Here is an 18,527-nt window from a genome sequence, read left to right on the forward strand (position 1 = left end):
TCACGTCTCATCCACACCACCGTCCCGCTAGGGTCTCGGAGGCAGGTACGAAGATCGCACACGACAGGCCGTGGGAAGGGCACCACCGTGGGACGTCACAGCTTGCCCGATGAGTTCGCGCCGGAGGGAACCCGGGTCCGCCCGCCGGTCCGGCGCAGGACGGTGGCCATCGCCACCATGCTCGTCCTGTGCGTGGCGACCGGTACCGCGCTGGCGGCCCAGGGCGGCCTGCTCGGCTTCTCCACCTCCTGTTCCGACTCCGCCGTGAAGCTGCGTCTCGTGGCCTCCCCGGACATCGCACCCGCCATACGCGAGGTCGCCGACCGCGTACGCGAGGACAAGATCACCACCGACGGCGAGTGCATGGACATCACCGTCACGTCCCGCGACTCCTACAAGGTCGCCGACGCCCTCAGCACCACCTCCGCCAAGCCCGGGTTCGAGATCTGGCTCCCCGACTCCCAGCTCTGGGTGCAGCGGGCCGAGGCCACCGGCAAGAGCGTCCCGCTCAGCCCGTCGGGCAGCGTCGCCGCGTCCCCGGTCACGCTGGCCATGGTGCCCTCGGCGGCCAAGGCACTGGGCTGGCCCCGGAAGACCTACACCTGGGCGGAGTTGGCGGGAGCCGCCATGCAGTCGGACAAGATCCATCTGGGTGCGGCCGACCCGGCCAGGAGCGCCTCCGGTCTGCTCGCGCTCAACAGCATCAGCCGCTCCGCGGGCAACGGCCCGGAGAGCGCGACCCAGGTGGCGGCCTCGGCAAAGGTGCTCTCGCAGCGCATATCCGACGGCGACACCCAGGTCCTGGAGACCCTGGCCCGCGACGACTCCGGTGCGGAGAAGGGCAATCCGCGCCGCAATCAGGCCCTGGTCCTCTCCGAGCAGGCGGCCTTCGCCCACAACACCTCGTCCGCCGACGCCCAGCATCTCGACCTGTTCTATGCCAAGGACGGCACCCCGCAACTGGACTACCCGTACACGCTGGTCAACGAGGGCGCACATTCCACGGACCAGAGCCGCGCGGCCCTGCGCTTCATGTCGCTCCTGGGCGAGGACTCAGCCCGTGGCGTCATCGCCCAGCACGGATTCAGAACACCCGACCAGCCCGCCCGCGACAGCGACGTGAAGACGGCGGGCGGTCTCGCACCGCAGCCGTACGGCAAAGAACCGCCCCAGGCGCTGACCGATCAGGAACTCGAAGAGACGCTCGGCATGTGGACGATCACGGTCCAGAGCGCCCGGCTGACCACAGTGGTCGACGCGTCCGGCTCCATGGCCACCCTGGTGCCGGGCCGCGGCTCCCAGACCCGGATGGACGTCACCAAGGCCTCACTCCTGCAGGCACTCGCCCAGTTCACGCCGGAGGACGAGATCGGCCTGTGGGACTTCGCCACCCGGCTCGACGGCAGTCTCGACTACCGCAAGCGCATGGAGACGGTCCGCCTCGGCGACCCGGCGAAGGGCGGCGGCACCCAGCGCGACCGGCTCTCCGCCTCGATCTCGGGGCTGGCGCCCGTTCCGGACGGTGCGACGGGTCTGTACGACACGACGCTGGCCGCGGTCAAGGACGCGCAGGCGACGTACGTGAGCGGCAAGTTCAACGCCGTGGTGGTTCTCACCGACGGAGTCAACGAGGACGACCACGGCATTTCCCGGTCCGGTCTGATCACCAAGCTCAAGCAGCTCACCGACATCCACCGCCCCGTCCCGCTGATCATGATCGCGGTCGGCCCCGACACCGACAAGACGGAGGTCGAGCAGGTCGCCGAGGCCACCGGCGGCGCCGGCTACCAGGTCAGCGACCCGGCGGACATCCACGCCGTACTCCTCAAAGCGGTGATCGCGGCCGCCAGCGCCAAGGCCTCATGACGGGCCGGGGAACCCCACCGGCCAGGTGTGCACCGGCTCCCCCTGATGCATCAGCTCGGCATAGCGCCGGGTGGTGGCGGCCAGCGCGGCCTCCCGCTCGAGTCCGGCCTCCAGCGCGCGGTGGTACGTATCGACCTGCCAGGACGCCCCGTTGACCCGACGCCTGCACCGCTCCTCGATCACGCCCAGATAGTGGTCGCGGTCGGCCGGCTCGATCCCCCAGGCATCGAGGCCCGCGGCCGCCAGGGGCAGCAGTTCATCGCGTACGAGCTTCACCGCGGGCACCTTCGCGATCCCGCCGGACCTCCCCGGGCGCACCCACTCCAGCTCGGCGTCGATGCCGTACCGGCACGCCGCCTCGAAGTTCCGGTCGGCCGCCTCGAACGGCATACGCCGCCACACCGGGCGCGCATCCTCGGCGAGTGCCCGCACCAGGCCGTAGTAGAAGGCCGCGTTCGCCATGACATCGGTGACGGTGGGGCCGGCGGGCAGCACCCGGTTCTCCACCCGCAGATGCGGGACACCGTCGGCGATGCCGTAGACGGGCCGGTTCCAGCGGTAGACCGTGCCGTTGTGCAGCACCAGTTCCTGCAGCCGCGGTATGCCTCCGTCGTCGAGCACGCGCAGCGGCTCCTCCTCGTCGCAGATCGGCAGCAGCGGCGGGAAGTACCGGAGGTTCTCCTCGAAGAGGTCGTACGCCGAGTCGACCCAGCGCTCCCCGAACCAGGTCCGCGGCCTCACCCCCTGGGCCTGCAGTTCGGGCGGCCGGACGTCGGTGGCCTGCTGGAAGAGCGGAGGCCTCGACTCACGCCACAGCTCACGGCCGAACAGGAAGGGCGCGTTGGCCCCGACCGCCACCTGCACCGAGGCGATGGCCTGCGCGGCGTTCCACACATCGGCGAAACGGCCCGGGGTGACCTGGAGGTGCAACTGCACGGAAGTGCAGGCGGCTTCCGGAGTGATGGACCCGGAGGTGCAGGTGAGCCGTTCGACACCCTGTATGTCGAGTACGAAATCCTCACCCCGCTCCGCCACCATCCGGTCGTTGAGCAGCATGTACCGGTCCACGTCGGAGAGATTGGCGGACACCAGATCGCGCTGGGCGAGCGTCGGAAGAATTCCGATCATGACGATCCCGGCGTCGACCTCGTTCGCTTTTCGGTGCGCGTACGCGAGTCCGGTGCGCAGCTCCTCCGCGAGTTGATCAAAAACCCGGCCGGCGAGCCGGTGCGGAACAATGTTCACTTCCAGATTGAACATTCCGAGCTCGGTCTGGAAATCCCGGCTGGCGATGCGCTCCAGGACCTCCGCATTCATCATCCGCGGCATCCCGTCGGAGCCGGCCAGATTCAGCTCGATCTCCAGCCCCATCAGATTCTTCGGGCGATCGAACCTCCTCTCGTCCAGCAGCCGCCCCAGCCCCTCGAGGCACTGTCGCAGCTTCCTCCGGTACGCCTGCCGATCGGACAGGTCGAACCCGCCTGCCACGACCTTCTCCCCCATCGGGGCGTCCCTCCTCGAGTGGGCGGCCAGCGGCAACGGCCGCTCGCGTCACGGTCGATAATGCCCAGGCGGGCTGATCCATAACGCCCCGCGGGGTACCAGTCGACGAGTAACCTTGCCCTGGCACATTCCATCGGCATGGCACACGCGGTGGTTACTGCTCGTTTCGTAGTGGTGAAAAACGCCGACGAGTTCCGGCCGACCGCTCCAGAGGTCTCTTCGCAGCCCAGAGCGATGCACCCCTGCCAAATAGGGTAAATGCCTGCCGAATACGGGCCGAATACCGACTTGCCCGCAATACCGGCGCCCGCTAGATGAAACATCGTGTGAACACGCGTCGTATAAACTCCGCGAACGAGACAGAGAGTTGGCGCCCCGGCCCGTGCCCCCGGCCCCCCTCTGCCCCCGCACGCTGACATCGCCGTCCGCACCGCCCATGCGCCACCGTGTCTCCGAAAAAGTGAGAGGCGATCCACCATGCCGCTGCATGTACCCCCCGCTCCCGCGCCCGCCCTGCGCAGCGTCCTCGCGGCACTCGGTTCCCCCACCGCAGTACGTGAGGCCCGCACCCCTGCCCTTCGCTCCGCCCTCGGTCACCTGACCCCCGAACTCCCCCTGCCCGTCCATGTGATGGACCGGATCGTGCCGGGCAGCCAGCCACCCCGGACCCGCCTCACCGGCTGGCGTTTCCTGATCCGCAGCGGCGACCGTGCCGTGGCTGCGGCGGACACGATGCTCACCGCGGACGGCTGGACCTTCTCCCATTTCTTCGAGGGCCCCTACATCGCCTCCACGGAGCGCGCTCTGCGCCAGGCCGAGGGGATGAAGGCGCACTTCCAGCCGCGACTGCTGTCCATACCTGAGCTGTACATGCTGACCCTGTGGCTGCACGGCACCCACGAGGCCGACCCCGCGGACTCCATGCCCGCCCCGACGGACCTCCTGATCCCCCTGGCCCCGGCCCCGCCCGGTATCGCCGCCCATCGTCCGCACCGAGTCGCGGACCTGCTGCCCGTCATGACGCTGCGCCTTGCGCCCCCGCTCCTGGCCACCCGCGCCTGACCCCCTTTCGACCCATCCGGACTAGCCCGTACCGGCCCCCCCGAACCACCCGAAGGGACAGTCCAGTTGAGCTGAACCGTCCGCACGGGTGATGCGTCATGGAGTAGTAGGAAGTGCTGCCGCTAAATCCCTGCGGATTGACGTCCGTGGGGCAACACTGGGAACGGACCGATGAAAACGGGGGGCGGCCATGAACACAGCTTCGAGCCGCAGGACAGTCACCGCACTCACTACAACGCAGCGAAAGAACGCATCCATGTGCCAGCACCAGCCACCCTGCCCGACAGCCGCCTCCGCCGACCGGGAGGCCGCGCTTCTCGTGGCACACCACCCGGAGCAGGGCTGGAGCCTGCTGTGCAACGGCGTCCTCGTCTTCGAGGACACCGGCGAGCTGCTGCCGGACGGACGGATCATCGCCCCGCACCGGCCACTGGGTGTGGGCCAGGTGGTGGCCGCCGCCTAGGAGCGGTGCATGTACGACGAAGGGGCCGGCCCGGGTGACATCCCCGGAACCGGCCCCATTGCTGTGCGTCAGTTGTCGTAGCTGTCCAGCGGCGGGCAGGAGCAGACGAGGTTACGGTCCCCGAACGCCCCGTCGATCCGGCGCACCGGCGGCCAGTACTTGTCCGCGGCCGAGACCCCCGCCGGGAAGACCGCTTCCTCGCGGCTGTACGGGTGGTCCCACTCGCCGCCGAGCGCACCGGCGGTGTGCGGGGCATTGCTCAGCGGGTTGTCGTCCACCGGCCACTCGCCCGACGCGACCCGCTCGATCTCGCCGCGGATGGCGATCATCGTGTCGCAGAACCGGTCGAGCTCGTAGAGGTTCTCGCTCTCGGTGGGCTCGATCATCAGCGTCCCGGCCACCGGGAACGACATCGTCGGCGCGTGGAAGCCGTAGTCGATGAGGCGCTTGGCGATGTCGTCGACGCTGACACCCGTCGCCTTCGACAGCGGCCGCAGGTCGACGATGCACTCGTGCGCGACCAGCCCGTTGGGGCCGGTGTAGAGCACCGGGTAGTGCGGCTCGAGCCGCTTGGCGATGTAGTTGGCCGCGAGCACCGCGACCTGCGTCGCCTGCTTCAGCCCCTCGCCGCCCATGAGACGTACGTACGCCCACGAGATCGGCAGGATCCCCGCGGATCCCCAGGGAGCGGCCGAGATCGGCCCGACGCCCGTCTCGGGACCCGCGGTCGGCTGGAGCGGGTGGTTCGGAAGATACGGCGCGAGATGCGCGCGCACCCCGACCGGGCCGACGCCAGGACCGCCGCCGCCGTGCGGGATGCAGAAGGTCTTGTGCAGGTTCAGGTGCGAGACGTCACCACCGAACTTGCCCGGCTTGGCCAGACCGACCAGTGCGTTGAGGTTGGCGCCGTCGACGTAGACCTGACCGCCCGCCTCGTGCACCTCCGCGCAGATGTCGGCGACATGCGCCTCGAACACCCCGTGGGTCGAGGGGTAGGTGATCATCAGCACCGACAGCTCATCGCGGTACTGCTCGATCTTGGCGCGCAGGTCCGCGACATCGACCTCGCCGTCGTCCGCGGTCTTCACCACGACGACCTTCATCCCGGCCATCACGGCGCTCGCGGCGTTGGTGCCGTGCGCGGAGGACGGGATGAGGCAGACGGTGCGCTGCAGGTCGCCGTTGGCCCGGTGGTACGCACGGACGGCGAGCAGCCCCGCGAGCTCGCCCTGCGAACCGGCGTTGGGCTGCAGGGAGACCTTGTCGTACCCGGTGACCTCGGCGAGCTGATCCTCCAGCTCACGGATGAGCGTCAGGTACCCGGCGGCCTGGTCGACCGGCGCGAAGGGATGCATCGCCCCGAACTCGGGCCAGGTGACAGGCTCCATCTCGGTGGTCGCGTTCAGCTTCATGGTGCAGGAGCCGAGCGGGATCATGCCCCGGTCCAGCGCGTAGTCACGGTCGGCGAGCTTGCGCAGGTAGCGCAGCATCGCGGTCTCGGAGCGGTGCTGGTGGAAGACCGGGTGGGTGAGCACCTCGTCCTCGCGCAACAGCGTGTCGGGAATCGCCTCGGCGGTCCGGGCGTCAAGAGCTTCGACATCGCCCTCGACTCCGAACGCGCGCCAGACCGCGGTGAGTTGTACACGCGTGGTGGTCTCGTCGCAGGCGACGGAGACATGGTCGGCGTCGACCTGGTGGAGGTTGACCCCCTGCTCACGGGCGGCGGCGACGACCGCGGTGGCCCGCCCCTCGGCCCGTACGGTCAGGGTGTCGAAGTAACTGCCGTGCACGACCTCGACGCCCGCTGCCCGCAGCCCCTCGGCCAGGATCGCGGCGTAGCGGTGGGTGCGCCGGGCGATCGCCCGCAGCCCCTCGGGGCCGTGGTAGACGGCGTACATGCCGGCCATCACGGCGAGAAGCACCTGGGCGGTGCAGATGTTGCTGGTGGCCTTCTCCCGGCGGATGTGCTGCTCACGGGTCTGCAGAGCCAGCCGGTAGGCCTTGTTGCCGTCCGCGTCCACGGACACACCCACGAGACGCCCCGGCAGGCTGCGGGCGAACTTCTCGCGCACGGCCATGAACCCGGCGTGCGGACCGCCGAAGCCCATCGGCACCCCGAACCGCTGCGTGGTGCCGACCGCGATGTCCGCGCCGAGCTCGCCCGGTGAGGTGAGCAGCGTCAGCGCCAGCAGGTCTGCGGCGACCGTGACGATCGCACCGAGCTCGTGGGCCTGGTCGATGACGGGCTTGATGTCCCGTACGCGGCCGGAGGCCCCCGGGTACTGCAGCAGCACCCCGAATACACCGCGCTCGGCGGCCTCGGCGGGGATCCCCTCGCTCAGGTCGGCGACGACGACCTCGACACCGGTCGGCTCGGCGCGCGTCTGGATGACGGCAACGGTCTGCGGCAGCGCATCCGCGTCGATCAGGAAGACACCGTTCTTGACCTTGCCGACCCGGCGGGCGAGAGACATCGCCTCGGCGGCCGCGGTGCCCTCGTCGAGCAGCGAGGCGCCCGACGTCGGCAGTCCGGTCAGATCGGCGACCACGGTCTGGAAGTTGAGCAGCGCCTCCAGCCGGCCCTGCGAGATCTCCGGCTGGTAGGGCGTGTACGCGGTGTACCAGGCCGGGTTCTCCATGACGTTGCGCAGGATCACCGGCGGCGTGAAGGTGCCGTAGTAACCGAGCCCGATCATCGGGGCGAGAACCTGGTTGCGGTCGGCGAGGACACGCAGCTCGGCGAGTACCTCGGCCTCGGTCCGCGCCTCGGGCAGCTGCAGCGCCCCGGCGCTCTTGATCACCTCGGGCACCGCGGCGGCGGTCAGCTCGTCCAGCGAGCCGTAGCCGACCTGAGCGAGCATCTTCGCCTGCGCCCCGGCATCGGGCCCGATGTGGCGCTGCTCGAAGGGGATGCCACGCTCCAGCTGGGAGAGCGGAATGCGGTTGGCGGTCATGGCGGAGGCCTCCTGGTCGACGCGACCTGCGAGGGGCACCACGGCGCGGGTGCCCGAACGGCCTCCCCCTCTGTCATCTCAACCTGAGAGTTTCACCGGCCCGCACAAGGCGCACCGGCTTTCACCGTCGGTGAGGAAGGGATCCGGTACGTGCCCGCCCGACGCCCGCCCTGCTTTCCAGAGTGACCTCGTCCACGCGGTACGTGTGCCTGAGAGATTCCGGGGAGGATTTGCTCCTTCGGCGCCCCCAGACGATCTCCGTCGGAGGACTCTCCCGCGCGGGGTCAGCAGCCGTGCGCCAGCCTACCAGCGCGGCCGACCGACAGGTCTTCGAGTGGACGGCACCCCAGATCTGCACTTTTGTAGTGTTTACAGACCAGTTGCGACCAGTTGGAGGGACCGTGCAGACCGACATCGATCCGCGCAGCCTGATCGGCCGCAAGGCATTCGACCGCAATGGCACAAAAATCGGCACGGTCGACGAGGTGTACCTGGACGACGCCACCGGCGTCCCCGAGTGGGCAGCCGTCCGCACCGGCCTCTTCAGCCGGGACGCCTTCGTCCCGCTGGAACCGAGCGAACTCGTCGACGACACCCTCCACGTCCCTTTCGAGCGGTCCCTGATCAAGGACGCCCCGGACTTCGGCGTGGGCCGCCACCTCTCCCCCGAACAAGAGCTCCAGCTCTACCACCACTACGGTCTGGACGTCTCGGCCCCCGCTCCCGCACCGGACCGGGACTTCGGCCGGCTCGCGGGCGACAACGACTGACCGTCCCCGGCCCGTACGAGCGGGAGCGGTTCGGACAGCTCAAGACCGGGATCGTCCACCCGGAAGGTACGCACCCGCCCCGGCACGACCGACCAGGGCTCCTCGAAGCGGACCGTGACCCGCCCCACCCCGCTGCCCTGCACCCATCCGGCCCCGAACTCCGCATGGTGTACGTCATGACCGGCCGGCCAGCGCCGCTCGGCCGGCGGCACACTCTCCTCCGCCACCGGCGCCGCACCTTCCACCCGCGGCGCCGTTTCCACCGCGGCCTCCTCCAGCGCCGCCCGCTCGCTGGCGGCCTGCGCGAAAAGATCCTCCTGCGTGTAGTCGGCCAGGCCCGTGACACCCACTCCCAGCAGCCGCACACCGCCCGTGGTGTCCACCGACTCCAGCAGCCGCCCCGCGGCCTCACGCACCACCGTGGGATCGTCCGTGGGCCCGCGCAGCGTCTCCGACCGCGTCAGCGTCGAGAAGTCGTACCGCCGCACCTTGAGCACGACGGTGCGCCCGGAGCGCCCGGCGGCCCGCAGCCGCTCCACGCACCGCCCGGCGAGCCGGTCGACTTCCGTCCTGACCCGCACCCGGTCGTGCAGGTCCACATCGAAGGTGTCCTCCACCGACACCGATTTGGTGTCCCGCTCGGCCACGACGGGCCGGTCGTCATGACCGACGGCCATCCGGTACAACGAAGCCCCGTGCGACTTCCCCAGCAGTCGTACGAGCTCGTCCTCCCCCGCCCGCGCGAGATCGGCGACGACGCTCATCCCGGCCCGCCGCAGATGGTCCTCGGTGGCCGGCCCCACACCGGGCAGCGTGCGCACGGTCAACGGCGCCAGCAGCTCCCGCTCGGTCCCCGGTTCGATCAGCTCGAGACCGTTCGGCTTGGCCCGTTCGGAAGCGATCTTCGCCAGCATCTTTGACCCGGCGAGCCCCACCGACCCGCTGAGACCCGTGACCGCCAGAATGTCCCTCCGCAACTGCTCACCGACCGCCCGCGCCGAGTCCGAGTCGTCGGCGGCCTCTCCGGCCTCCAGGTCCACGAAGGCCTCGTCCAGGCTGAGCGGCTCTATCACCGGCGACAGCCGCCCAAGGAGCTCCATCACCTGGTTGCTCACATCGCGGTACAACGAGAAGCGCGGCACCAGATACGCGGCGTTCGGACAGAGCCGCCGGGCCTGGGCCATCGGCATCGCCGACCCCACCCCGAAACGCCGCGCCTCGTACGAGGCGGTGGAGACCACTCCACGCGGCCCCAGCCCACCCACCACCACCGGCTTCCCGCGCAGACTCGGCTTCGACGCCTGCTCTGCGGCGGCGAAGAAGGCATCCATGTCCAGATGCAGGATGGTGGGCGCGGCTCTCACATCAACCGATGCTGCCCTACGCCACTGACAATCGGCCCCCGCAAGCGCCCCGCCACCTCACACGGCGCGATTGCGCCGCCGGGCCAGCTCGTCCGCGGGGTTCTGCCCCACCAGCGTCTCGCCGGTGTCGATCCGCTCTCCGTGCAGCTGCGAGAGGGCGCTCTCCACGTCCTGCCACACCACACCCACAGCGATCCCGAAGATCCCCTGACCGCCCTGGAGCAGGCTGACGACCTCGTCGGGCGAGGTGCACTCGTACACCGTCGCTCCGTCGCTCATCAAGGTCATCCGCTCAAGACCGACGAAGCCACGCTCCCGCAGATGCTGGACCGTGGTGCGAATGCTCTGGAGTGCGACCCCGGTGTCGAGGAATCGCTTCACGATCTTCAGAACGACGACGTCCCTGAAGCTGTAGAGCCGCTGGGTCCCCGACCCGTAAGCGGGCCGCACACTCGGCTCGACGAGCCCCGTACGCGCCCAGTAGTCAAGCTGCCGATAGGTGATGCCCGCCGCCGCACACGCGGTCGGTCCCCGGTATCCGACGGTGTCGGCCTCTTGTTCGGCCGCCCCGCCGTGAAGCGGATACGGCCCGCCCGCCGCCGTACCGTCAACGCTGCTGCTCACGACGACCTCCGTCCTTGACCTGCCTTCTCGACGGTAGGCAGTCACCCGGGGTGCGTCAACGATCGCCACACTCGGCACGCCGAGTGATAATCACCCTGAGAGTGGTTTCCCGCACCCCTCTGCGGGGAAAGGCTACTCGAATGTCCTGGGGGCACCCGGCCGGAACGTCACTGGCTGTTGGTCCCGAAGTCCTCCGGCGAGATCTGGTCGAGGAACTCCCGGAACTTCTCGACCTCGTCCTCCTGCTCGTCAGGAATCGCGATTCCCGCGTCGTCCAGCACCCCGTCACTGCCGTAGATCGGCGTACCGGTGCGCAGCGCGAGCGCTATGGCGTCGGACGGCCGCGCGCTCACCTCGACCCCGCTGGCGAAGACCAGCTCCGCGTAGAAGACGCCGTCACGCAGATCAGTGATGCGGACCTCGGTCAGCTCCTGGCCGACCGCTTCCAGAACATCCTTGAAGAGATCATGCGTCAGCGGCCTCGCGGGCGCCATCCCCTGCTGGGCGAAGGCGATCGCGGTCGCCTCCCCTGGTCCGATCCAGATAGGGAGGTATCGATCGCCTCCCACTTCACGCAGGAGAACGATCGGCTGGTTGGAGGGCATTTCCACCCGGACACCCACAACGTCGAGCTCGTTCACACAGCAACCCTAGGACGTGCCCGGCACGTTTGGGTAGTCGGGCTCCTCCATACTCAACTCAACCGGACGCCGAGAGCCGTCTGCACGAGTGCCGCATGGAGCCGCACGGAGAGCATGGCGAGCTCTCTCGCCGTCGTCTCGGCATGGGCTCTGGTCTGCGGATTGCGGTGGCGGCGCAGCGGTCCGACCACCTGCTCCACCAGTCCGGCCTCACGGTCGGCGGCGGCTTTCATCGCGCGCAGATGTCGGGGTTCAAGACCGAACCGCCCCAGATCCGCCAGAAGTCGCGCCACGTTCACGGCCTCCGCGTCGTAACCACCCTCGGCCACGGGCGCGATCAGGCCGTACGACTCCCACTCATCGAGCTCCTCCACGCTGACCTCGGCAGCGGCAAGCAGCACGTCCCGCCCGATCCGGGCAGCCGTGGCCCGCTCGGCCCCGGCCTCCTCGTGTGCCGCGTCCTGGGACGGCAGCTGGACCTGCTCACCGCGCTCCAGCGCGTCGAGGTGGTCGCGGATGACCCGCAGCGGCAGATAGTGGTCCCGCTGCATCCGCAGCACCTGGGCAAGCCGCTCGACGTCGCCCGTGCTGAATTTGCGATAGCCGGACGGGGTGCGCTGCGGTTCGACGAGTCCCTCGGCCTCCAGGAAGCGGATCTTGGAGATCGTCACTTCGGGAAACTCTTCGCGCAGTATGTTCAGGACGGTTCCGATGCTCACAGCACGGCCGCCCGCAGGGGCGGTGCCGTCGCCGGCACCGCCCGTCGTTGATTGCAGCATGGACCTTCCCTGGGGGGTCACACGCCCCGCTGGCTCGCGTAGAAGACCAGCCGGTACTTGCCAATCTGAACTTCGTCGCCGTTCGCCAGTGCAACGGAGTCGATGCGCTCACGGTTCACATAGGTGCCGTTGAGGCTGCCGACGTCCGCCACGGTGAAGCCACCGTCGACACCGCGACGGAACTCCACATGGCGACGCGAAACCGTGACGTCGTCGAGGAAGATGTCGCTCTGCGGATGACGGCCGGCCGTGGTCAGCTCGCCGTCCAGCAGGAAGCGGCTGCCCGAATTCGGACCTCGGCGCACCACCAGAAGCCCCGAGCCGAGCGGAAGCGCGTCGACAGCGGCCTGAGCCTCGGGCGAGAGCGAGGGGCTGGCCGTCTGACCGGTCGCCTCCGCCTCGTACGCCTCAAGACCAGAAATGGAGATGGTCGACGTCGTCTCGGAAGGCCGCTCGGGCGTTGCCCCTGCCCGCAGCGGAGCGCCACAGTTGGAGCAGAACCGACTGGCCTCGGCATTCCGATGCCCGCACCTCGTACAAACCGGCATGGACTCCTCCTGCAATGGTTCCCCAAAACCTATGCGGCCTTGACCGGCAGGGTCAACAGACGACGCGCCCGGAATGTCACCACCGGGACCGCCCACCTCATCGCGGAAGAGCGGGCGTTCCCCGGCCTGCTCCTCACCCTGCCCATGACGCGGAGCACGGTGCCGGGCGGTGGCGTTGCCACTGTCCTCGCGTGCGCTCTTGCCGAACAACTTCGCAAACAACTTCACGGGCGATTCCCCTTGACCGAAACAGACCCGCCCGTGGGGCAGGACGAACCCTGAACGAACACACCTGCCGAACCGGACATCCACACAACGTCCGTATCCACCCGACAGTTTCCACCACGTACCCCGCTTGAAGCGCGGCGACCCCCCGCAACCTCATGCCCTGGTCCCACGACCCCCATGCGCCCCCGCCTCACTACGATGACGACCGAGCGTAGTCAGGCCGCTTCGCCGGTCGCAAGGCATCCACGACGATCTTCTCAACTCGTGCCACCGTGGCGGTGGCCTGCTCTTTCTCCAGAGTCTGCACGACACCGCCCGGGATGTTGAGCGCGGGCTCCAGATCCTCCGGCTTCCCGATCACCTTGAAGGTGTACGGCGCGCTGATCTTCTGACTGTCCACTCGGATGCCGCCCTCGTCCGAGAAGTAGGTGTCACCCACGACCCTGACGTCATTGATCTGGATGGCCTCCGCGCCCGCGGCCCGCAGCTCCTGGATGGTGTCGAGAAGCATGTCGGCCTGCACCGCCTTGTGCGGGTCCTGGATCGTCAGAGTGATCCCTGGCCCCTGCGCCGCCACCGTGCCGGCCAGGATGCCGAGCTGCCGGGCCTTCTCCTGGGTCTGCTTACGTGCCTCTTCCGCCTGGTCCGAGCTGCTCTCCAGCTCGGTCCGCTGGCCCTCCAGCCGCTGCTTCTCGTCCTCGAGCCGCTGCGTACGGTTGTCGAGCTCGTCGAGGATGCGCACCAGGTCCTCCTGGCGGGCACCGCGCAGCGCGCTGTTGTCGCTCGTGGAACGGACCTGAATGGCGAGTCCGAGACCGAGCACGAAGAGCAGCACCGCGACGATGAGTTGGGCACGCGTGATCCGCGGCGGCCACAGTCCCTCGGCCAGCCGCTGCCGACCGGTCCGCTGCACCGGTTCGGTCCGCTCTTCGTCGGCCCGGCCCTCTTCGGGAATCCCGTCGTTGCTCATCGGCCTCAAGCCCGGAAGACGTGCCGGCGGATGGCCGCGGCGTTGGAGAAGATCCTGATGCCGAGTACGACCACGACGCCCGTGGACAGCTGCGCGCCGACGCCCAGCTTGTCGCCCAGGAACACGATCAGAGCTGCGACCACCACGTTCGAGAGGAAGGAGACGACGAAGACCTTGTCGACGAAGATGCCGTCGAGCATGGCCCTCAGTCCACCGAAGACCGCGTCGAGGGCAGCCACGACGGCGATCGGCAGATAGGGCTCGACCACCGCCGGCACCTCGGGCCGGACAAACAGTCCGACCACGACTCCCACCACGAGGCCCAGTACGGCGATCACGATGTGCCTTTCCCTGTGTTGGCCGACGCGGCGGCCGTTGGTTTTGCGGTACGTACGATCAGGCTCGGGGCGGCAGGCAGCTGCACCTCGTCCTGGTCGGAGATGCTGGTGCGGATGGAGTAGTTCTCCTGCAGCACGTGCAGATACTGGCCGTCGGCACTCGCCTGGAACGCGGAACTCAGCCGCTTCCCGTCCCCCACCGCGAGCACCGTGTACGGCGGTACGAGCGGCTTGTTGTCCACCAGTATGGCGTCGCCTGCGGCCCGGATCGCCGAGAGCGCCGTCAGACGCTGCCCGTTGATGGCGATCGCCTCGGCGCCGGACTGCCACAGACCGTTGACGACCCGCTGCATGTCCCTGTCCCGTACGCGACCCGTGTCGGAGAAACCGGTGCTCTCGCGCGGCCCGCCGCCGCCCTGGTCGGTGTCCTTGGCGTCGTCCACGACGAGCTTCACACCCGGCCCGTGGACCTCCGTGGCCCCGGAGAGCAGCGCCACCAACTCCCCCTGGTCGCCGCCGTGCTGCTCCAGCGCCTTGCGCTGGCGCTCGCCCACCTCGTCACGGAGGGCATCCACCTTCTGCTGCTTCTTGTCGGCAGCCTCGGTCTCCGACTCGACCCGGTCGATGAGCTCCTGGCGTTCCTTCGCGACCACAGGGGCAGTGACCCTGGCCTGCGCCGCACCCACCGTGACGACCAATGCGGCGATCACCAGGCCGGCGGCAAGTCCCAGTTTCGCGCGCAGAGTTCGAGGCATCCCTGCCCGGCCCTCGGCGGCCCGCCGGGCCGTGGCCTCCGCATACCCGTCGTCCAGGCTGTGGTCCATCACATTGGTCAGCAGCGACATCGACGCATCGGGGCGTGCGGGCGGAGAGCCTGTGCTCCGAATGGGGGGCTGCTGCGACATGCCGCACATCGTCGCACGTCGGAGCATCAGGTACCGAATGGCCCCACCGGTGTGCCGGGCGGTGTACTGCTACTCCGCCCGGCACACCGGCATCACCTCAGTGACCTGCGCTGTCCACGACCGCCGACCACTCGTCGAGGAGCACCTGGGCGGAAGCGTCGTCCGGACCTTCGGCCCACAGATGAGTGACGGCTTCTGCCGGATCCGGCAGCACCATCACCCAGCGACCATCGGTCTCCACCACCCGTACGCCGTCGGTCGTGTCCACGGACCGGTCAGCAGCCGCTTCCACCACGCGGCGCATGACCAGGCCCTTGACCGCCCACGGGGTGGCAAGGTCCCTCCGGAGCACATGCGCGCGCGGAATCCGCGCATCGATCTGGCTCAGGGTCAGTTGCGTACGGGCCACGAGACCGATCAGCCTGACGAACGCGGCTGAACCGTCGAAGACACTGCTGAACTCGGGAATGATGAAACCGCCGCGCCCATCACCACCGAAGATCGTCGTCTCCTCACGGCCCACCCTGGTCAGGTCGTCCGGCGACGTGGTCGTCCACTCCACCTGTGTGCCGTGATACGCCGCCACCTGCTCGGCGATCCTGGTGGTGGTGACCGGAAGAGCCACGCGCCCACTGCGCCGCTCCGCAGCGACGAGATCGAGCATCACCAGCAGCGCCCGGTCGTCCTCCACGATCCGCCCTCGCTCGTCCACCAGGGACAGCCGCTCGCCCACCGGGTCGAACCGCACCCCGAAGGCGGCCCGCGCCGAGGCGACGATCTCCCCAAGTCTCACGAGGCCTGAACGACGGGTGTCCGCCGTCTCCGTCGGCCTGGACTCGTCGAGACCCGGATTGATGGTCAGTGCGTCCACACCCAGGCGCCCCAGCAGGCTGGGCAGTACGAGCCCTGCGCTGCCGTTGGACGCGTCCACGACCACCTTCAGCCCTGCCTCGGCGATGCCTGTGGTGTCCACATCGCGGAGCAGGGAGCCGGTGTACGAGTCGAAGACACTGGACGGGAAGTGCAGATCGCCGATCTCCCCGGGGAACGCGCGCCGGTACTCCTGGCGGGCGTACACCCGGTCCAGTTTGCGCTGACCGCCTTGCGAGAGATCCGCTCCCCGCTCGTCGAAGAACATGATGTCCACGGAGTCGGGCACACCGGGAGAGGTGCGGATCATGATCCCGCCGGCGCTGCCACGCGCCGTCTGCTGCCGTGCGACCGGCAGCGGCACGTTCTCCAGGTCCCGTACGTCGATCGCACTCGCCTGCAGTGCCGAGATCACGGCCCGCTTCAAAGCACGCGCGCCTCGCGAGTGGTCACGCGCCGTCGTGACGGTGGACCCCTTCTTCAGCGTGGTCGCATAAGCACCGGCCAGCCGTACCGCAAGCTCGGGCGTGATCTCCACATTCAGGATCCCGGAGACACCACGGGCGCCGAACAGATGTGCCTGCCCCCGGGACTCCCAGATGACGGACGTATTGACGAAGGCGCCCGCTTCGATGGTCTTGAACGGGTAGACCCGGACATTGCCCTGAACAATCGATTCCTCACCGACGAGGCATTCGTCGCCGATGACCGCGCCGTCCTCGATCCGCGCAGCGCGCATGATGTCGGTGTTCTTGCCGATCACGCAGCCGCGCAGATTGCAGTGCTGACCGATGTAGACATTGTCGTGGACCACTGCCTTGTGCAGGAAGGCCCCGCTCTTCACGACGACGTTCGACCCCACGACCGTGTGCTCACGGATCTCCGCGTCGGCCTCGACCTTCGCGTAGTCCCCGATGTACAGCGGTCCGCGGAGCACCGCGTCCGGGTGCACTTCCGCGCCCTCCGCGACCCAGACACCCGGCGAGATCTCAAAGCCGTCGATGTCGACGTCGACCTTGCCCTCGAGCACGTCCGCCTGGGCCTTCACGTAACTCTCGTGGGTCCCGACGTCCTCCCAGTAGCCCTCGGCGATATAGCCGTAGACCGGCTTACCCTCCTTCATCAGCTGGGGAAAGACATCGCCGGACCAGTCAACGGACGCATCGGCTTCGACGTAGTCGAAGACCTCGGGCTCCATGACGTAAATTCCCGTATTCACGGTGTCCGAGAAGACCTGACCCCAGGTGGGCTTCTCCAGGAAGCGCTCGACCTTGCCTTCTTCGTCGACGATGGTGATACCGAATTCCAATGGATTCGGCACACGTGTCAGGCACACCGTGACCAGCGCACCCTTTTCCTTGTGGAAACTGATGAGATCGGTCAGATCGAAATCAGTGAGTGCATCACCGGAGATGACGAGGAAAGTATCGTCCTTCAACGCCTCCTCGGCATTCTTCACGCTGCCGGCTGTGCCGAGTGGCTTCTCCTCATTGGCATAGGTGAGCTCCATCCCGAGCTCTTCGCCGTCGCCGAAGTAGTTCTTCACGAGCGAGGCGAGGAACTGCACGGTTACGACGGTCTCGTTGAGCCCATGCCGCTTGAGCAGACGCAGCACATGCTCCATGATCGGCCGATTGGCCACCGGCAGGAGCGGCTTGGGCATGCTCGAGGTCATTGGACGAAGGCGAGTGCCTTCGCCGCCAGCCATCACGACGGCTTTCATGTCGGAAGCGTCCTCCTAAAGAGACGACGGGTTCAGCCGATCTCACCCGTCCTGAAGAGCCTCTCAGGCATCATGCGCACACCGGCAACACCGCACGGCACCGCACCGACGAGCTCAATCGGCTACTGCGTCCGCCCTGACGATCCGGCGGACCTGTACTACGTAGAGGATCCCTGCCCACCAATACAGAGTTGTACCCCAAATAGCGAACGCCCATCCGAAAACCGCACCCAGGGACGCCAGCCATCCGTGACCGTCGCTGAGCAGGAGCAACGGGAAGGCATACATCAAGTTGAAGGTAGCGGCCTTACCCAGGAAGTTCACCTGCGGCGGCGGATAGCCGTGCCTCCGAAGGATTCCCACCATCACCAGGAGCATCAGCTCACGCGCCAATAGCGCGCCCGTCAGCCAGAGCGGCAGGATGTCGCGCCAGGTCAGACCGACCAGCGTGGAGAGAATGTAGAGCCGATCCGCAGCGGGGTCGAGAAGGCGCCCCAGGCTGCTGATCTGGTTCCACCGCCTGGCCAGCTTCCCGTCAAGGTAGTCGCTGATGCCGCTGAGCATCAGTACGAGCAATGCCCAGCCGTCGCTCTTGGGCCCGCCGAACTCAGGTCGGAGAATCAGCCACAGGAAGACGGGCACGCCGACAAGGCGGGCCATGCTGAGGATGTTGGGGATGGTGAGGACCCGGTTCGTCTGAACTCGGGTCTCCTGGACCTCCACCCGGGGGCCTCCTGTGAGGAATGTGCCAACGATGCCCCCTGACCTTACCCTCAGCCGCGGCTGGCAGGTACACAGGGGTTGCCTCAAGGGCCGGCACTGCTCTGGAACGCAGAAAACCCCCGCACCAAAGGTGCGGGGGTTCCCCATAAAATAAGTTCGGCGGCGTCCTACTCTCCCACAGGGTCCCCCCTGCAGT

The 18,527-nt window shown here is 68.2% G+C and carries 16 protein-coding genes and 1 riboswitch; of the genes, 4 read left to right on the top strand and 12 right to left on the bottom strand.

What is annotated here, in order from left to right; all coding sequences use genetic code 11:
* The first annotated feature begins 177 nt into the window (after positions 1–177).
* The gene (locus AB0H78_RS29050) at positions 178–1,866 is read left to right on the top strand and encodes a substrate-binding and VWA domain-containing protein (protein ID WP_363237622.1); all 1,689 of its coding nucleotides are present in this window, start codon (positions 178–180) and stop codon (positions 1,864–1,866) included.
* Here AB0H78_RS29050 and AB0H78_RS29055 read toward each other — a convergent pair.
* On the bottom strand, positions 1,861–3,369 hold the full coding sequence (locus AB0H78_RS29055) for a glutamate--cysteine ligase (RefSeq protein ID WP_363237602.1): 1,509 nt from the start codon (positions 3,367–3,369) through the stop codon (positions 1,861–1,863). The two genes, AB0H78_RS29050 and AB0H78_RS29055, sit on opposite strands and share 6 nt — an antisense overlap.
* Positions 3,370–3,846: 477 nt before the next feature.
* Between AB0H78_RS29055 and AB0H78_RS29060 the strand changes: the two genes are divergently transcribed.
* Entirely contained in the window at positions 3,847–4,431 is a 585-nt protein-coding gene (locus AB0H78_RS29060) for a hypothetical protein (protein ID WP_363237603.1), read from the top strand.
* A gap of 256 nt (positions 4,432–4,687) precedes the next feature.
* Positions 4,688–4,894, top strand: coding sequence for a DUF5999 family protein (locus tag AB0H78_RS29065; RefSeq protein ID WP_363237604.1), 207 nt, complete (start codon positions 4,688–4,690; stop codon positions 4,892–4,894).
* Positions 4,895–4,962: 68 nt separating this feature from the next.
* On the opposite strand, the gene gcvP is transcribed toward AB0H78_RS29065, so the two are convergent.
* Complete coding sequence (gene gcvP / locus AB0H78_RS29070) at positions 4,963–7,848, bottom strand: aminomethyl-transferring glycine dehydrogenase (protein ID WP_363237605.1); 2,886 nt, start codon at positions 7,846–7,848, stop codon at positions 4,963–4,965.
* 187 nt (positions 7,849–8,035) lie between these two features.
* Positions 8,036–8,135: riboswitch (glycine riboswitch) on the bottom strand.
* A gap of 114 nt (positions 8,136–8,249) precedes the next feature.
* On the opposite strand from gcvP, the gene AB0H78_RS29075 reads away from it, so the two are divergent.
* Complete coding sequence (locus tag AB0H78_RS29075; RefSeq protein ID WP_363237606.1) at positions 8,250–8,618, top strand: PRC-barrel domain-containing protein; 369 nt, start codon at positions 8,250–8,252, stop codon at positions 8,616–8,618.
* Here the strand turns inward: AB0H78_RS29075 and AB0H78_RS29080 are convergent.
* The 10 genes from AB0H78_RS29080 to AB0H78_RS29125 all read right to left on the bottom strand — a co-directional run bounded on the left by AB0H78_RS29080 (position 8,543) and on the right by AB0H78_RS29125 (position 18,331).
* Positions 8,543–9,982, bottom strand: a complete 1,440-nt coding sequence (locus AB0H78_RS29080) for a DNA polymerase IV (RefSeq protein ID WP_363237607.1) — start codon at positions 9,980–9,982, stop codon at positions 8,543–8,545. The genes AB0H78_RS29075 and AB0H78_RS29080 overlap by 76 nt on opposite strands.
* 57 nt (positions 9,983–10,039) lie before the next feature.
* Complete coding sequence (locus AB0H78_RS29085) at positions 10,040–10,606, bottom strand: MerR family transcriptional regulator (RefSeq protein ID WP_363237608.1); 567 nt, start codon at positions 10,604–10,606, stop codon at positions 10,040–10,042.
* 167 nt (positions 10,607–10,773) lie between these two features.
* Entirely contained in the window at positions 10,774–11,247 is a 474-nt protein-coding gene (locus AB0H78_RS29090; protein ID WP_033327106.1) for a bifunctional nuclease family protein, read from the bottom strand.
* Positions 11,248–11,300: 53 nt separating this feature from the next.
* Positions 11,301–12,026: a MerR family transcriptional regulator gene (locus AB0H78_RS29095; protein WP_363237609.1), complete on the bottom strand. Its 726-nt coding sequence runs from the start codon at positions 12,024–12,026 to the stop codon at positions 11,301–11,303.
* A 17-nt stretch (positions 12,027–12,043) separates the two neighbouring features.
* On the bottom strand, positions 12,044–12,802 hold the full coding sequence (locus tag AB0H78_RS29100) for an FHA domain-containing protein (protein ID WP_363237610.1): 759 nt from the start codon (positions 12,800–12,802) through the stop codon (positions 12,044–12,046).
* Positions 12,803–12,995: 193 nt separating this feature from the next.
* Positions 12,996–13,772 (bottom strand): DUF881 domain-containing protein, encoded by a 777-nt coding sequence (locus tag AB0H78_RS29105; protein WP_363237611.1) that lies wholly within the window; start codon positions 13,770–13,772, stop codon positions 12,996–12,998.
* 5 nt (positions 13,773–13,777) lie between these two features.
* Positions 13,778–14,110: a small basic family protein gene (locus tag AB0H78_RS29110; RefSeq protein ID WP_031069011.1), complete on the bottom strand. Its 333-nt coding sequence runs from the start codon at positions 14,108–14,110 to the stop codon at positions 13,778–13,780.
* On the bottom strand, positions 14,107–15,015 hold the full coding sequence (locus AB0H78_RS29115) for a DUF881 domain-containing protein (RefSeq protein WP_363237612.1): 909 nt from the start codon (positions 15,013–15,015) through the stop codon (positions 14,107–14,109). Before AB0H78_RS29115 ends, AB0H78_RS29110 begins: the two co-directional genes overlap by 4 nt.
* A 97-nt stretch (positions 15,016–15,112) precedes the next feature.
* A complete protein-coding gene (locus tag AB0H78_RS29120; RefSeq protein ID WP_363237613.1) occupies positions 15,113–17,608 on the bottom strand; it encodes a mannose-1-phosphate guanyltransferase in 2,496 nt (831 codons plus the stop codon).
* A gap of 114 nt (positions 17,609–17,722) precedes the next feature.
* Complete coding sequence (locus tag AB0H78_RS29125; RefSeq protein ID WP_363237614.1) at positions 17,723–18,331, bottom strand: CDP-alcohol phosphatidyltransferase family protein; 609 nt, start codon at positions 18,329–18,331, stop codon at positions 17,723–17,725.
* Between the last annotated feature and the right edge of the window lie 196 nt (positions 18,332–18,527).

This window comes from Streptomyces sp. NPDC050738 (assembly GCF_040654175.1).
GTDB lineage: Bacteria > Actinomycetota > Actinomycetes > Streptomycetales > Streptomycetaceae > Streptomyces.

Excerpts from the sequence above, each read along its gene's own strand:
- AB0H78_RS29055 (WP_363237602.1), bottom strand. The coding sequence starts at position 3,369 with ATGGGGGAGAAGGTCGTGGCAGGCGGGTTCGACCTGTCCGATCGGCAG.
- AB0H78_RS29105 (WP_363237611.1), bottom strand. The coding sequence starts at position 13,772 with ATGAGCAACGACGGGATTCCCGAAGAGGGCCGGGCCGACGAAGAGCGG.
- AB0H78_RS29050 (WP_363237622.1), top strand. The coding sequence starts at position 178 with ATGCTCGTCCTGTGCGTGGCGACCGGTACCGCGCTGGCGGCCCAGGGC.
- AB0H78_RS29095 (WP_363237609.1), bottom strand. The coding sequence starts at position 12,026 with ATGCTGCAATCAACGACGGGCGGTGCCGGCGACGGCACCGCCCCTGCG.
- AB0H78_RS29060 (WP_363237603.1), top strand. The coding sequence starts at position 3,847 with ATGCCGCTGCATGTACCCCCCGCTCCCGCGCCCGCCCTGCGCAGCGTC.
- AB0H78_RS29115 (WP_363237612.1), bottom strand. The coding sequence starts at position 15,015 with ATGTCGCAGCAGCCCCCCATTCGGAGCACAGGCTCTCCGCCCGCACGC.
- AB0H78_RS29120 (WP_363237613.1), bottom strand. The coding sequence starts at position 17,608 with ATGAAAGCCGTCGTGATGGCTGGCGGCGAAGGCACTCGCCTTCGTCCA.
- AB0H78_RS29065 (WP_363237604.1), top strand. The coding sequence starts at position 4,688 with ATGTGCCAGCACCAGCCACCCTGCCCGACAGCCGCCTCCGCCGACCGG.
- gcvP (WP_363237605.1), bottom strand. The coding sequence starts at position 7,848 with ATGACCGCCAACCGCATTCCGCTCTCCCAGCTGGAGCGTGGCATCCCC.